Raw genomic sequence first — 13285 nt, forward strand, 5'->3', positions numbered from 1 at the left:
CGCTTTTAGGACTTGTTGGTCGCCATCGCGCCTGCGCTGTTCGTGCCGCCGAAGAGCGCCGTCAGATATTGCGTGTTCTGGTTCATGCTCGCCATCAGCGTATTGAGCGCCGTGAACTGCGCGTTGTAGTCCGACGTGAGCTGCGCGGCGTAGTTGGTCAGCGTCGTCTGCTGCGTCGAGATGTTGGCGAGATCCTTGTTGATCGAATCCGTCTCGGACGTGAGCAGGCCGCCCGTGCTCAGATAGCTCGAAATCTTGTCGGTCAGCTGCGCGCCGACGCCGTTGATCGCGTTGAAAAGCTGCGACACGCCGGTTGCGTTGTTCGTCAGCGCGTCGGTGAGCTTGTCGCTGTCGATGGTCAGCGTGCCGGCCGGCTGCTCCGCGGTCGCATCGAGCGACGAAACCTGGCTGATGCCGAGCGACGCCAGCGAGATCGAGCCGCTGCCCTTGCCGACCGCGCTGCCGATGATCGCGGAAAGCTGATTCTTGATCGTGTTGACCGCCGAGTTGCCGAGCAGCACGCCGCCCTGCGAGCCCGCGGACGCGCTGCTGTTGAACGACGTATAAGAGTTGATCGTCGAGACGACCGTGTTGTAGAGGCTGACGAAGTTCGAAATCGCGCTCGAAATCGACGACGTGTCCTGCGAGATCGTGACCGTCTGCGTGCTCGCCGGGGTCGTCACCGCCGCCGCCGTCAGGTTCAGCGTCACGCCCTTGATCGCGCTCGTGACCGTGTTGCTCGAACTCGTGCCCGCGACGCCGCCGACCTTGTACATCGCGTCCTGCGCGGTCGCGCTTTGCGACCAGCCGTTGGTGACGGAATCGTCGGAAATCGTGGACGCCGCGCCGTTTGCGCCGGCCGTCGACGAGACCCCGAGCTTGTTCAGGTCGCTGCCGCTGGCCGCGCCGGTGATCGTGGTCGAGATGACGTTCGACGCGCCCGTCGTCGTGGAGTTGAGCACCAGATGCTGGCCGTCCGTGCCGGTCACGATCGTCGCGCTCACGCCCGGATTGCCGGACGCGTTGTTGATCGCGGCGGCGATGCCCGAAAGCGTGTTGTTGCTGCTCGTGATGTTGATCGACATCGACTTGGAGCCGACGCTGATCTGCATCGTGCCGGTGCCGAGCTTTTCGTCCGTCGCGAAGCCGGTCGACGTCAGCGATTGCGCCTTCGCGATCTGCGAGACCGTCACGTCGTAGCTGCCCGCCACGGCGCCGGCGGCGCCCGATGCGGTGATGCCGGTGCCCGTCACGTTGGTCGTGAAGGTCGACATCAGCGAGCCGTCGGTCAGGCTCGTCATCGTAGTTTGCAGCGTCGAGAGCGCCGACGACAGCGTGCCGATCGCCGAGAGCTTCGTGTTGTCGTTCGATTGCGCGGCGGCGAGCGATGCGCTCTGGCCGGCCGTTTTCGCGTTGACCATCGCGGTAACGAGCGCGTTGACGTCCATCGACGAGTTGCCCGTCGCGCCGCTGATGATGGATTGCGCTGCTTCGGCAAGCGCCGCGTTCGCGGACGCCTGGGTCTGCGCGGCGGTCGCCGCCGTGGTGGCCGTACTGATCGTGGACATCGGGTAACTCCGTGTATCGCGCTGTCGCCTGATTGCGCGTGATCGCAGTCAACTGCTCGTTGCGGGAAACAAACTCTTGCGTGTGCGCTCGTGAACGCGGGCGCACACGCAAGAGATCGAAACGTGGTTTCGTCGCCGGGACGGCCCGACGCCGGATCTTCGGGATGAAGATCCGGCGTCGGGTGCTACCTTGGCGTACCGCTTAGCCGAGGAGCTTCAGAACTTGCTGCGGCAGGGAGTTCGCTTGCGCGAGCACCGAGATACCAGCCTGTTGCAGCACTTGAGCCTTGCTGAGGTTCGCCGTTTCCTGCGCGAAGTTCGCGTCGGTGATCTGCGACTGAGCCGACGACAGGTCGGTCGATTCAGCTTGCTGCGACGAAGCGATTGCGCTCAGACGGTTCTGGGCTGCACCCAGCGTTGCCTGCACGTTGTTCAGCGTCTGCAGTGCGTTGTCGATCGAGACCAGCGCGACGTTGGCGCCCGTCGTGGTGCTGATGTCGAGGTTCGCGACCGTGTCCGGCTTGTTGATCTTGTTGATCGACGCGTTGAGGGTGGTGATCGCGGAGCTCACGGATGCGCCCATCGAACCGGCAATGCTCGTGCTGAACGTCAGCGTGTTTTCGTGCGGTGCTGCAGCCGTGCCCGTGCCTGCGGTGCCCGAGCCGAAGATGGCCGTGACGGCCGTCGAGCTCAGCGCGACGTTGTTCTGGTCGGTGAACGAGAAGCCGCCCTTGCCGTCCGACAGCACGTTGATCGAGGTGATCGTCGCGCCGGAAGAGGCGTAGGCGCCGCTCGACGACAGCGACAGGTTCGAGAACGTGCCGAGCGTGTTGCCCTTCTGCACCATGCCGCCGCCGAGCGAGTTCGCGCCCATGTCTTGGCTCAGGTCCAGATTGATCGTCTGACCGACGTTCGCGCCGACCTGGAAGCTCAGGCTGCCAGCCGAACCGTCAAGAATGTTGCGGCCGTTGTACGTCGTTTGCGAAGCGATACGGTTCACTTCGGCGATCTGCTGCGAAACTTCCTTCTGCAGCGAAGCCTGGTCGCTCGACGAGAGCGAGCCGCTCGCGGCTTGCACGGCCAGCGTACGGATACGCTGCAGGCTGGAGGTCATCGACGAAAGCGCGCTCGAAGCCGTCTGGGCAATCGACACACCGTCGTTCGCATTCGAAACGCCCTGGTTCAGGCCGTTGATCTGCGTTTGCATCCGGTTCGAGATCGCGAGACCTGCTGCGTCGTCAGCAGCGCTGTTGATGCGCTTGCCCGACGAGAGGCGGGTGATCGCCGAAGACAGCGCGCTTTGCGTGCCGTTGAGGTTCTGCTGTGCAACCAGCGAGTTGATGTTGCTGTTGATACCGATCATTTTGTTCTCTCCTGGGAGACTGTATCTGGCTTTGGCTAAAGCACCGAGTAAGTTGCCTGGCGGTCCTGCGCTCGGTGATAGCCGGCCGCCTACTTGTGGTTATCGGGCCCCTCGAAAAAAACTTAAGGCCCGCGCAAACGATTTGTGTAACGAATTCTGTTGCGAGGCCGCGAAGCCTTGCCCGGCAAGGCGCCGATTTCGCGCGTATGCTTTTTGGTCCCTCTAGACGCATTCGGAGCGCACATGCAGACACGCAATATCGGCACATCGGAACTGAAAGTTGCGCCGCTCGTCTTCGGCGGCAACGTGTTCGGCTGGACTGCCAACGAGCGCACGTCGTTCTCGATCCTCGACGCGTTCGTCGACCACGGCCTGAATTTCATCGATACGGCCGACGTCTATTCCGCCTGGGTCGACGGGCATCAGGGCGGCGAATCGGAGACGATCATCGGCAAGTGGTTCAGGGAAAGCGGCAAGCGCCACCAGGTCGTGCTCGCGACGAAAGTCGGCAAGCTGTCCACGCGCGCCGGGCTCTCGGCGGCGAACATCGCGGCGGCCGTCGACGATTCGCTGCGGCGTCTCAAGACCGATTACATCGACGTCTATTTCTCCCATTACGACGACGAAACCACGCCGCTCGACGAAACCCTCGACGCGTATCAGACGCTCATCAAGGCGGGGAAGGTGCGGGTGATCGGCGCGTCGAACTACACGGGCGAGCGGCTCGAAGAGGCGTTGAAAGTCGCGAAGGATTCGGGCTTGCCGGCGTATCAGATTCTGCAACCCGAATACAACCTCTACGACCGCGAGGGCTACGAGACCGGTCTCGAACCGGTGGCAGAACAGCACAAGATCGCCGTCGTGCCGTATTACGCGCTCGCGAGCGGCTTTCTGTCGGGCAAATATCGGTCGAAGGCGGACACGCAGCACAAGGCGCGCGGCTCGCGCGTCGAAAAGTATCTGACGCCGCGCGGCCTCGAGATTCTCGACGCGCTCGACGAAGTCGCGAAACGCAACGACACGACGCCCGCGACGGTCGCGCTCGCGTGGATGATCGCGCGCCCGAGCGTGACGGCGCCGATCGCCAGCGCCACGTCGGTCGCGCAACTGGAGAGCTTGGCCGCCGCGACGCGCCTGCAACTCGCAGCCGACGATATCCATCTGCTCGACGAAGCCAGCGCGTGGCAGAAATAGTTCTGTTGCATCAATGAGTTGGCCGGCGCGCGGGAGTTGGCAATGGCGCGGTGTTCTGGTAACATCGCGCCCGAATCGAGAAATGTGCCCGATTTCCTGCCTTCGCCGCTGAAAATGACAACGTCAACCAACAGCGGCGAACGGCTCTGAAACGCGCCTTCGTGTGGTTCTTTCGAAAGCGCCTGCCGCTTCCGCGGCTGAATCTCAACGCTCTCTTTTCCGGCCTCCGTGGCCGCTTTGCTCGTGTCCGTCGCGCCGTTCTCACGTCCGGCGGACGATCGGAGTGCCGGGGCGCGGCAACTCGCAGTCGTCGCGCGCTTGAAAATACGTTTAGCAAACCAGGATTTACATGACCACTATCGTCCTCAAAGAAAACGAGCCGTTCGATGTCGCGATTCGGCGTTTCCGCCGCACCATCGAGCGCAATGGCTTGATCGCCGAACTGCGCGAGCGCCAGTCGTACGAAAAGCCGACCACCGAGCGCAAGCGCAAGAAGGCCGCCGCTGTCGCGCGCCTGCGCAAGCGCCTGCGCAGCCAGATGCTGCCGAAGAAGATGCACTAAGCGTCTTGTTCGGGCGAGGGTTTTCGGATCCTCGCGCCGAACGGCAAAACGGCGGTGCGACCCGTAAGGGCGCACCGCCGTTTTCGTTTCTATTGCCTTTTTTAGCGAGGGCGTTCAGACGAACGCGTGACGCCTGCCAAGCGCCGCGAGCAACGCCGGCCACTCTTCGATTTCGGCGTAGTCGTGAACTTCCTCCAGCTCGATCAGCAGATCGATGATGTTCGGATCGTAGGCATTCACGTTCGATGCGTAGAGCGCCCGCAGCAGACCGCCGTCCCGCGCATGCCGATAGTAGGAAATGCCGACGCCTTCCAGCTCCGGCTCGTACACATCGTCGCGCACGAGCGACCCGATCGCGCACTTGCGGCCTTCCGGACTGCGAAGCCTGCACGAACCGTTGTCGTCTTCCGAGACCGCGCGCTGCGTCAGCAAGTGCTCGCTGACGCGCTCGTAAATGTCCTTCGGGCTCAACATCGTAATAGGGCTCAACATCACAGCACCTGCAATATCACGCGGCCGTTTTAAGAAGTTCGGCTGACAACCCGAACTGACGCGCGATCGACGTCAAACGCTCGCGCCATTCCCGTTTGCCGAAGACGTCATGCACGTTCTGCAGGCACGACAACAACTCGACGGTGTTGGGATCGAACACGTTGATGCGCGAACGGAGCAGCGCGCGCTTCAGCGCCACGACGCCGACATCCATGTACGCCGGCACCTGCTCGGGCGGCTTCGCGATGAAGCGAATGGGCACGCCTTCCATCGCGGTGACATAGTCGCGCGGCTTGATGAAGCTCCCGACAGGGCAGCCGCCGCAGTATCCGCGATAGGCGCCGCCGCCCCGCGGCAGCAAAGCCGCTTGCCCTTGTCCGAAAAGATGCTGGACTGCGCTGTTGAAAATCTCCTGATGCGTCAGGAAGTTCAAGCTTTTCATGATCTTCTCCCCTGCGCCCCTGCGCAGCGGCCATACGTTTAAGTATTCGAGAACCTGCACCTGCTTACCGAAAGCGGCAGCGTCGTTGCAAATATGGCGCAACAGAATCGACGCTCGCCGCCCGGCCTCTGCTCCGAGCACGGCGGTTTTCCCGGCCTGGGCGTGTGGTCTGACTGCGCCCTGTGTGCTCGCGTCGGATTTCTACACTCAGTGACGATCCGTACACCGTCAGTTATAACGGTTCGGAACGGTAAAAAGGTGCGCCAGCGCACGCGAGGAAGCCATTTTTACACGGCTCGTACGTTCGTGCAGTGCGGAAAACCCGGCCAAAAGCCTTGCAGTTCGGGCAATTGCGCGTGCTTCACTGCAAAAAAACGTCATCTATAAGGATTTACCCTAGATCGCGTAAATTACGCTATACGATGTTGTCAAAAGGCAAAATTTTTCCGCATAGGAATCGATCAAAGCGGGGTTTTTGCAACGGTCTTCCGTTTTGTCTTAGGTTTTTCTCGCGACATGCAACCCACGGCGTGATCGTTGACCATGCCGGTGGCCTGCATGAACGCGTAGCAAATCGTCGTGCCGACGAACTTGCAGCCGTATTTCTTGAGCGCCTTGCTGAGCGCGTCCGATTCCGGCGTGGACGCGGGCGTGGGATTTTTCGCATCGCGCGGCGTGTCGATCGTTTTGCCGTCGACGAACGACCAGACGAAATCCGCGAACGAGCCGTGCTCCTGCTGGATCTGCTTCACGGCGCGTGCATTGAGCACCGCCGATTCGATCTTCGCCCGGTTACGCACGATGCGCGCGTCCTGCACGATCCGCTCGACGTCCTTCTCGGTGAAGCGCGCCACCTTGTCGATGTCGAAGCCCGCGAAGAGCGCGCGATAGCCCTCGCGCTTGTTGAGGATCGTCGACCAGGAAAGGCCCGCCTGCGCGCCTTCCAGCACCAGCATTTCGAACAGATGCCGGTCGTCGTGCGACGGCACGCCCCATTCGCCGTCGTGATATTCGATCATCGCGTCGGTCGTGGCCCAGGCGCAGCGGGTGTGTTCGGCGTCTGCCATTGCGAGTCCTCATCATTATTTTGAATCGCGTCAGCATAGCGGATCGCCCGTATCGCGCCATCTATGCCATTCGGCCAATTGGCGCGCGTCGCGGCCGCCGGTAAGCTTGCGCCCATGACTACATCTTCGACTTCGGCATTTGACGGCTTCCTGCTCGGCATCGACGGCGGCGGGAGCGGCACACGCGTGATTCTCGCCGACGCGCACGGCAACGAACTGGCGCGCGCGAGCGGCGGACCTTCGGGGCTCGGGCTCGGGGTGGCGCGCGCGTGGCAATCGATCGGCGACGCGTGCGCGTGCGCATTCGAGGCCGCCGCGCTGCCGTTCGACTGGCGCAACTGCGCACTCGGCTGTGGCCTGGCGGGCGTCAACAACGCGGACTGGCTCACCGCGTTTCTCGGCGCGGCGCCGGACGTGCGCGCGTTGAGCGTGGAAAGCGACGCCTATACGACCGTGCTCGGCGCGCACGGCGGGGAATCCGGCGTGATCGTCGCGCTCGGCACGGGCAGCATCGCGGCGTCGCTGGACGAATCGGGCGTTTGCCGAATCGCGGGCGGCTACGGCTTTCCGAGCGGCGATGAAGCCAGCGGCGCGTGGCTCGGCCTGCGCGCGGTGGTGCATCTGCAGCGCGTGCTCGACGGCCGCGCGCCCGAAGATGGCTGGTCGCGCGCGATGCTCGCCCACACTGGCGCGACGGATCGCGACAGTCTCGTCGTCTGGCTGTGCGCCGCGAATCAAACCGCTTTTGCGACGCTTGCGCCCACCGTGTTCGAGTTCCGCGACCATCCCGAGGCCGCGCGTCTGCTGGATCAGGCGGGGCAGGAAATCGCGAAATTCGTCGCGGCGCTCGATTCCGCCGGCGTGCTGCCCGTCGCGCTGTGCGGCGGGCTGGCCGCGCCTTACGAGCCATTCGTGCCGGCCATGTTGCGCGAACGCATGCGTGCGCCACGCGCCGATTCCGCAGCGGGCGCGCTCGAACTGGCGCGACGCGCGGCGTCCGCTTTCGCGGCTGCGGACGGTGCGGCGCGATAAAATACCGACCTTCGCGGCACCACAAAGGCAGTCATGTATTCGGTTATCGCTACTGATCTCGACGGTACGCTTCTCAACAGCGACCACCAGCTCGATCCCTTCACCGCCGAAACCGTGCGCGCGCTCGCGGCGCGCGGCGTGCCTATCGTCATCGCGACGGGCCGGCATTATCGCGACGTCGCCGGCATTCGCGATGTGCTCGGCGTCGACGCGTATCTCATCACGTCCAACGGCGCGCGCGTGCATACGCCGGCCGACGAGCGCATTTATTCGCGCGACCTCGAGCCCGCCGCCGTGCGCCGTCTCGTGCAGCCCGAGATCGCGGGCAGCGAGCGCGTCATCGTCAATCTTTTTGCCGACGACGCCTGGCTCATCGACCGTCACGCGCCCGAGTTGCTGGTCTTCCACCAGGATTCCGGCTTCAAGTACGAAGTGATGGATCTGCGCGAGCATGATGGCGAGAACATCGCGAAAGTGCTGTATATCGGCGATCCGGCCGATCTGAAGGTGACCGCCGCGAACCTCGAACGGGAGTTCGGCGATTCGCTCTACGTCACGTATTCGCTGCCGGACTGTCTGGAAGTGATGACGTCGGACGTATCGAAAGGGCGCGCGCTGCGTTTCGTGCTGGAGCGGCTCGATGTCGATACCGCGCAGTGCGTCGCGTTCGGCGACAACATGAACGATATCGATCTGCTCGAAACCGCCGGGCATCCGTTCATGATGAACAACGCGAACCCCGATCTGATCAAGCGCCTGCCGAACGTGCCGCGTATCGGGTACAACTTCGAGGCGGGCGTCGCGCATCAGCTGCGCAAGCTGTTCGACATTCGCGACGAACTCGCGTCGCCGGGACAGACGCCCGACTGATATCCGTCACGGCGGGCCGCGGACCTCGATCCGCGGCCGGTCCCGCTTATCCGCGATGGCCCCAGTTGTTGCCGTAGCCGCCGTGGTTCCAGCCCGCGCGGTCGTATCGGCCATAGTCGCGATGATCGCGGCCATACCAGCGCGGCGCTTCGTGGCGATAGTACGGCGCGCGATACGCCGGAACCGCCGGACGCACGTACACCGGAGCCGGCGCCACATAAGCCGGCGCGCCGAGCGAGACGCCGATGTGCAGATCGCTGTGAGCCTGAGCCGCGCCGACAGCACCGATAGCAAGACCAGTCGCGACAAGCATGTGGGTGACGATGCGCTTCATTGTGTTTCTCCTTTAAGGCGACGTGTGTCGCATGAGTCCAATTTAAGCGCCCGCCGTCTTACATGCTTCGAGGACTTGTTACCGTGTGCAAGGACGGCGTAAGGGAGTTCGCAAGCGCGGCGGCGCCGTCGACATCGCTGGAAGCCTTATCCTTCAAGCCTTCGGCGGCGCGCGAAATGATCCTTGACATCGCGTGACGCAAATTCATAAGCAGGCTGCGTAATTCGGCATTACATTTGTCGCGCGCGTTTAATCTTTCGTATGCGCGCTGTGGCGCAAAAACAAAAACGGGCGCATTTCGCGCCCGTTTTGCTTGCCGCCGTTTGCTGCCGCCGTGACTTACTTCTGACGCGTCAGCAACGGATAAAGCACGCCCGCGAGAATCGCGCCGACGATCGGCGCAATCCAGAACAGCCACAGCTGATCGAGCGCCCAGCCGCCGACGAAGAACGCCTGGCTCGACGAGCGCGCCGGATTCACCGACGTATTCGTGACCGGAATCGAGATCAGATGGATGAGCGTCAGGCACAGGCCGATGGCGAGCGGCGCGAAGCCTTTCGGCGCGCGCTCGTCGGTGGCGCCGAGGATCACGAAGAGGAAGAAGAACGTCATCGCGATTTCGGCGATGAGCGCGGCGGCCATCGAGAAGTGCCCCGGCGAGTGCTCGCCGAAACCGTTCGCGGCGAATGCGCTCGACGCGAAGTCGAAGCTCGGATTGCCCGTGGCGATCAGATAGATTACCCACGCGCCTAGCGTCGCGCCGATCACTTGCGCCGCGATGTACGGCACGAGATCGCGCACCGGAAAGCGGCCCGCCGTCGCAAGCCCGATGCTCACGGCCGGGTTCAGGTGGCAGCCCGAGACGTGGCCGATGGCGTAGGCCATCGTCAGGACGGTGAGACCGAATGCCAGCGAAACGCCGGCGAATCCGATGCCGAGTTCAGGAAAGGCCGCGGCGAGCACGGCGCTTCCGCAGCCGCCCAGCACGAGCCAGAAAGTACCGAAAATTTCAGCGCCGAGACGCTTCGACAAATGCATGATTCTGCCTTCGTGAAAAAGATGAAAAGCCGTTGATTTCAAACAAGAACGCGTGACGCGCTTTTGCGCAGCGCAGTTTAAGCGCGGTGTCTTTGGCGAACTGTCAAAAATGGTCGATCGGCTCTCAATTCACGGGCATTGCACCGAAACTTCGGATCATTCCTTAGCGAATGTCTTAACAAGCGCGCAAAAAAATGCCGCCCGGCAAGCGGGCGGCAGTTCCAGCAATTCTGGTCAGGAAGGCAATCAGCCCACCGCGACCTGACGCAACACCGGGCGCTTCGCGGCCTGAAGCATCGCCGTGTAGCTTTCGACGTAGTTCTGCGCCATCGTCTGCGCGCTGAAGCGGCGCTCGAACTGCGCGCGGATTTCCGTGCGCGACAGCTCGTCGAGACGTTGCAGCGCGCCGACCGCGCCTTGCACGTCCTCGCAGATGAAGCCCGTCACGCCGTGGTCGATCACTTCCGGCACCGAACCGCGATTGAACGCGATCACCGGCGTGCCGCAGGCCATCGCCTCGATCATCACGAGGCCGAACGGCTCGTTCCAATCGATCGGGAAGAGCAGCGCCTTCGCGCCCGACAGAAATTCCGGCTTCTGCGCTTCATTGATCTCGCCGATGAACTCGACGTGCGCCTGCGAAAGCAGCGGTTCGATCGTCGACTTGAAGTATTCCTGGTCGACCTTGTCCACCTTGGCGGCGATCTTCAGCGGCAGACCGCTCTGGGCCGCGATCTTGATTGCGAGATCGGCGCGCTTTTCCGGGCAGATGCGGCCCAGGAACGCCAGATATTCCGGCTTCTTGTGGGGCTGCGGCGTCAGCAACTGGCTCGGCAGACCGTGATAAACGGAGTTCAGCCAGTTCGCCTGCGGCAGCGGCCCGCGCTGATTATCCGAGATCGAAATGACGTTCGCCTTCGTGAACGTGTTGAAGATCGGCTGCAGTTCCGGCAGATCGAGCCGGCCGTGCAGCGTCGTCACGAACGGCGTGTCCATCTGCGTGAACAGCGGGAACGGCATGTAATCGAGGTGGAAGTGCAGCACGTCGAACTCGTGCGCGCGCTGGCGGACGGTTTCGAGCAGCAGCATGTGCGGCGCGAGCGCGTCGCGCACGGTCGGATCGAGACGCAACGCACGCGGCCACACGGGTTCGAGCGTCGCCTTGGTTTGCGAATCGCCGCTGGCAAACAACGTTACATCGTGGCCGAGTTCGACGAGCGCATCCGTCAGATAAGACACGACGCGCTCAGTGCCGCCGTAAAACTTCGGAGGAACTGCTTCGTGCAACGGTGCAATTTGTGCGATTCGCATAACGTGACTCTCCATGTAGGTAAGGCATTGCAGTCACGCTCCGGTCGAGCGCTCAACGCATGCCATTCGGGCGGGCCGCGTGTGGTTGGACGCCGCCCGAGACAGGCCCGGAGATGAAAAAACATCGCGACCGGGTTATCCCTTACCGATCATTATCGGGATCGAGACCGGCATTTCACTTCATTTTTCAATCGCTTATCGTTGTTACAGCGCGATACATGTGCTGTTACGAAGTCAGAAATTGCATCGATGGCGGCGATGAGGGCGGATTTGAAGCGTCGGACGCGCCGGGCGGCATGAATGAGCAATTCGCGTTCCTGCGGCCTGAAAGGCGCGACAGCGCGCGCCCGTCGTAAAAATACGGGGCGCGGCTATTAAGTCAGACGAATACGTGCCGATAACGCATGTCTGCCGAGCGGCATCGAAGCGGCCGGCTTGTAAGAAATTTTCCTACACGATTCTTCGCGAAACTCCGTCGCAGCGTCGGATGCTTTGTCCGACAGGCGCGGCCGCGGGCATCGGCGACAATCGAATCGACAACAGACAACACGCGCGGGGCCGCATTCGCGTTTCTTTGCGAATTCGAGCAAACGTTCCCGCCGGGCCTGACCAGCCACGTTTCGATTCGGGGAAAAAGATGACGACCAGCACTACGAGTACGCTCGCGGAAATCCGCGAGGTGAACCTGTCGTACTTGCTCCTCGCTCAGCGGCTTCTTCAGGAAGACCGCATCTCGGCGATGTATCGCCTGGGCCTTTCGGAGCAGGTTGCGCAAGTTCTGGCTTCGCTGACGCTCGCGCAGGCAGTGAAAGTGGCGTCGTCGAGCCATTTGCTGTGCCGCTTTCGTTTCGATGACCACGCGATCCTTTCGTCGCTCGCCGACAAGGACCGCAGCGCGGCGCTCGCGCACGCCCACGCGGCGATTGTGCTGGCGGACAGTCCCGTCGAGCAGATCGGCTGACGCCGCGCGCGAAGCCCGATGGCGACGAAAAGCGTGGTCGCGGAGGTCCGCGAAATCACTTTGGCGATCGAGCTGATCGAGCTCGGCGCGCGCCTGCAACTGCTCGAAGCGGAAACGAGCCTGTCGCGCGACCGTCTCATCAAGCTCTATAAGGAACTGAAAGGCGTGTCGCCGCCCAAGGGCATGCTGCCGTTCTCGACGGACTGGTTCATGACGTGGCAGCCGAACATCCATTCGTCGCTGTTTCACGGCATTTATCGCTTCATGGCGGCCAACGACAAGAGCCAGCCGACGATTCACGCGATCGTGAAAAGCTACCGCCTCTATCTCGAACACGCGGCGCTGTACGGCGACGAACCCGTGCTGTCGCTCACGCGCGCGTGGACGCTCGTGCGCTACTTCGAATCCGGCATGCTCCAGACCAACGTCTGCACGCGCTGCCGCGGACGTTTCGTCGCACATGCGTACGAACTGCGCGCCGGTTACGTGTGCGGCCTCTGCCAGCCGCCATCGCGCGCGGGCAAGACGCGCAAGGCGGGCGCGGACCGCGAAGCGGGGCGGATCGCCGCCTGATCCGCGCGCCCGCGTCCGTCTAAAAGCGATCGTGGTACGAAAGCCCGACGGTCATCCCGTGCGGCGTGCGCTGATACGGGATCGCCCAATGCGTCACCGATGCGCCGATCCACGCACCGAGCGCGTCGGCGGCCAGATCCTTGTAGGAGAAGCCGTCCGTGCGGCAGGTTCCGTCGACGATTTCCTTCACCAAGCCCGGCGCAGTGCCGATCAACGTGCCGTAGACGACCGGATGGTCCGAGCCGCGCGTCAAATAGGCGCCGAGCGCGCCGAACGGCGCGGACGCGGCCACGTGGGCAAGTTTGTCGGAGCCGGTCCAGCTATCCGATGTCTGCATACGCCAGCCGCCGCGCGAACCGCTGCAGTCGAAACCCGCATGGGCGAATGAACTCGCGGTCACTGTCAGCGCGAGCGCGCTGGCCTGTTTCATTGCTCTTGTCATCGTTCTCTCCGATTTCACGACTTCGCGTCTCCAACA

15 protein-coding genes are annotated in these 13285 nt (G+C 62.8%); 6 read left to right on the forward strand and 9 right to left on the reverse strand.

Features of this window, described 5'->3' with window-relative positions; genetic code table 11:
* Nucleotides 1–5 precede the first annotated feature (5 nt).
* Nucleotides 6–1568, reverse strand: coding sequence for a flagellar filament capping protein FliD (fliD, locus tag NCS00_RS01135; RefSeq protein ID WP_250433492.1), 1563 nt, complete (start codon nt 1566–1568; stop codon nt 6–8).
* A 202-nt stretch (nt 1569–1770) separates the two neighbouring features.
* On the reverse strand, nt 1771–2931 hold the full coding sequence (locus NCS00_RS01140; protein ID WP_250433509.1) for a flagellin: 1161 nt from the start codon (nt 2929–2931) through the stop codon (nt 1771–1773).
* A 243-nt stretch (nt 2932–3174) separates the two neighbouring features.
* On the opposite strand from NCS00_RS01140, the gene NCS00_RS01145 reads away from it, so the two are divergent.
* Both NCS00_RS01145 and rpsU read left to right on the forward strand, forming a co-directional pair.
* Entirely contained in the window at nt 3175–4125 is a 951-nt protein-coding gene (locus tag NCS00_RS01145; protein ID WP_250433518.1) for an aldo/keto reductase, read from the forward strand.
* A gap of 349 nt (nt 4126–4474) precedes the next feature.
* Nucleotides 4475–4687 (forward strand): 30S ribosomal protein S21, encoded by a 213-nt coding sequence (gene rpsU, locus NCS00_RS01150; protein ID WP_008351904.1) that lies wholly within the window; start codon nt 4475–4477, stop codon nt 4685–4687.
* Nucleotides 4688–4801: 114 nt separating this feature from the next.
* Here the strand turns inward: rpsU and NCS00_RS01155 are convergent, their stop codons facing one another.
* From NCS00_RS01155 to NCS00_RS01165, 3 genes are all read right to left on the reverse strand, one after another.
* Nucleotides 4802–5179, reverse strand: a complete 378-nt coding sequence (locus tag NCS00_RS01155; RefSeq protein ID WP_239294315.1) for a hypothetical protein — start codon at nt 5177–5179, stop codon at nt 4802–4804.
* A 16-nt stretch (nt 5180–5195) separates the two neighbouring features.
* Nucleotides 5196–5621: a hypothetical protein gene (locus NCS00_RS01160; RefSeq protein ID WP_250438874.1), complete on the reverse strand. Its 426-nt coding sequence runs from the start codon at nt 5619–5621 to the stop codon at nt 5196–5198.
* Between the two features lie 461 nt (nt 5622–6082).
* Nucleotides 6083–6688 (reverse strand): DNA-3-methyladenine glycosylase I, encoded by a 606-nt coding sequence (locus NCS00_RS01165; RefSeq protein ID WP_034470421.1) that lies wholly within the window; start codon nt 6686–6688, stop codon nt 6083–6085.
* A 114-nt stretch (nt 6689–6802) separates the two neighbouring features.
* On the opposite strand from NCS00_RS01165, the gene NCS00_RS01170 reads away from it, so the two are divergent.
* Together NCS00_RS01170 and NCS00_RS01175 are read left to right on the forward strand one after the other, a co-directional pair.
* The gene (locus NCS00_RS01170; RefSeq protein ID WP_250438876.1) at nt 6803–7720 is read left to right on the forward strand and encodes a glucosamine kinase nucleotide-binding domain-containing protein; all 918 of its coding nucleotides are present in this window, start codon (nt 6803–6805) and stop codon (nt 7718–7720) included.
* Nucleotides 7721–7753: 33 nt separating this feature from the next.
* Entirely contained in the window at nt 7754–8590 is an 837-nt protein-coding gene (locus NCS00_RS01175) for a Cof-type HAD-IIB family hydrolase (RefSeq protein WP_008351897.1), read from the forward strand.
* Between the two features lie 46 nt (nt 8591–8636).
* Here the strand turns inward: NCS00_RS01175 and NCS00_RS01180 are convergent, their stop codons facing one another.
* The 3 genes from NCS00_RS01180 to NCS00_RS01190 all read right to left on the reverse strand — a co-directional run bounded on the left by NCS00_RS01180 (nt 8637) and on the right by NCS00_RS01190 (nt 11273).
* Nucleotides 8637–8924: a hypothetical protein gene (locus tag NCS00_RS01180; protein ID WP_008351896.1), complete on the reverse strand. Its 288-nt coding sequence runs from the start codon at nt 8922–8924 to the stop codon at nt 8637–8639.
* A 339-nt stretch (nt 8925–9263) separates the two neighbouring features.
* Nucleotides 9264–9962, reverse strand: a complete 699-nt coding sequence (gene aqpZ, locus NCS00_RS01185) for an aquaporin Z (RefSeq protein ID WP_008351895.1) — start codon at nt 9960–9962, stop codon at nt 9264–9266.
* A 246-nt stretch (nt 9963–10208) separates the two neighbouring features.
* Nucleotides 10209–11273: a glycosyltransferase family 4 protein gene (locus NCS00_RS01190; protein ID WP_250438878.1), complete on the reverse strand. Its 1065-nt coding sequence runs from the start codon at nt 11271–11273 to the stop codon at nt 10209–10211.
* A gap of 637 nt (nt 11274–11910) precedes the next feature.
* On the opposite strand from NCS00_RS01190, the gene flhD reads away from it, so the two are divergent.
* Together flhD and flhC are read left to right on the forward strand one after the other, a co-directional pair.
* Nucleotides 11911–12234 (forward strand): flagellar transcriptional regulator FlhD, encoded by a 324-nt coding sequence (gene flhD, locus NCS00_RS01195; protein ID WP_008351892.1) that lies wholly within the window; start codon nt 11911–11913, stop codon nt 12232–12234.
* Between the two features lie 18 nt (nt 12235–12252).
* A complete protein-coding gene (gene flhC, locus NCS00_RS01200; protein WP_008351890.1) occupies nt 12253–12807 on the forward strand; it encodes a flagellar transcriptional regulator FlhC in 555 nt (184 codons plus the stop codon).
* A 19-nt stretch (nt 12808–12826) separates the two neighbouring features.
* On the opposite strand, the gene NCS00_RS01205 is transcribed toward flhC, so the two are convergent.
* The gene (locus NCS00_RS01205; protein WP_502801568.1) at nt 12827–13237 is read right to left on the reverse strand and encodes a hypothetical protein; all 411 of its coding nucleotides are present in this window, start codon (nt 13235–13237) and stop codon (nt 12827–12829) included.
* Nucleotides 13238–13285 lie beyond the last annotated feature (48 nt).

The organism is Caballeronia sp. AZ1_KS37, from assembly GCF_023631165.1.
Taxonomy (GTDB): domain Bacteria; phylum Pseudomonadota; class Gammaproteobacteria; order Burkholderiales; family Burkholderiaceae; genus Caballeronia; species Caballeronia zhejiangensis.

Excerpts from the sequence above, each read along its gene's own strand:
- flhC (WP_008351890.1), top strand. The coding sequence starts at position 12,253 with ATGGCGACGAAAAGCGTGGTCGCGGAGGTCCGCGAAATCACTTTGGCG.
- NCS00_RS01155 (WP_239294315.1), bottom strand. The coding sequence starts at position 5,179 with ATGTTGAGCCCTATTACGATGTTGAGCCCGAAGGACATTTACGAGCGC.
- aqpZ (WP_008351895.1), bottom strand. The coding sequence starts at position 9,962 with ATGCATTTGTCGAAGCGTCTCGGCGCTGAAATTTTCGGTACTTTCTGG.
- NCS00_RS01160 (WP_250438874.1), bottom strand. The coding sequence starts at position 5,621 with ATGAAAAGCTTGAACTTCCTGACGCATCAGGAGATTTTCAACAGCGCA.
- NCS00_RS01165 (WP_034470421.1), bottom strand. The coding sequence starts at position 6,688 with ATGGCAGACGCCGAACACACCCGCTGCGCCTGGGCCACGACCGACGCG.
- NCS00_RS01180 (WP_008351896.1), bottom strand. The coding sequence starts at position 8,924 with ATGAAGCGCATCGTCACCCACATGCTTGTCGCGACTGGTCTTGCTATC.
- NCS00_RS01205 (WP_502801568.1), bottom strand. The coding sequence starts at position 13,237 with ATGAAACAGGCCAGCGCGCTCGCGCTGACAGTGACCGCGAGTTCATTC.
- rpsU (WP_008351904.1), top strand. The coding sequence starts at position 4,475 with ATGACCACTATCGTCCTCAAAGAAAACGAGCCGTTCGATGTCGCGATT.
- flhD (WP_008351892.1), top strand. The coding sequence starts at position 11,911 with ATGACGACCAGCACTACGAGTACGCTCGCGGAAATCCGCGAGGTGAAC.
- NCS00_RS01145 (WP_250433518.1), top strand. The coding sequence starts at position 3,175 with ATGCAGACACGCAATATCGGCACATCGGAACTGAAAGTTGCGCCGCTC.
- NCS00_RS01140 (WP_250433509.1), bottom strand. The coding sequence starts at position 2,931 with ATGATCGGTATCAACAGCAACATCAACTCGCTGGTTGCACAGCAGAAC.
- NCS00_RS01170 (WP_250438876.1), top strand. The coding sequence starts at position 6,803 with ATGACTACATCTTCGACTTCGGCATTTGACGGCTTCCTGCTCGGCATC.
- fliD (WP_250433492.1), bottom strand. The coding sequence starts at position 1,568 with ATGTCCACGATCAGTACGGCCACCACGGCGGCGACCGCCGCGCAGACC.
- NCS00_RS01190 (WP_250438878.1), bottom strand. The coding sequence starts at position 11,273 with ATGCGAATCGCACAAATTGCACCGTTGCACGAAGCAGTTCCTCCGAAG.
- NCS00_RS01175 (WP_008351897.1), top strand. The coding sequence starts at position 7,754 with ATGTATTCGGTTATCGCTACTGATCTCGACGGTACGCTTCTCAACAGC.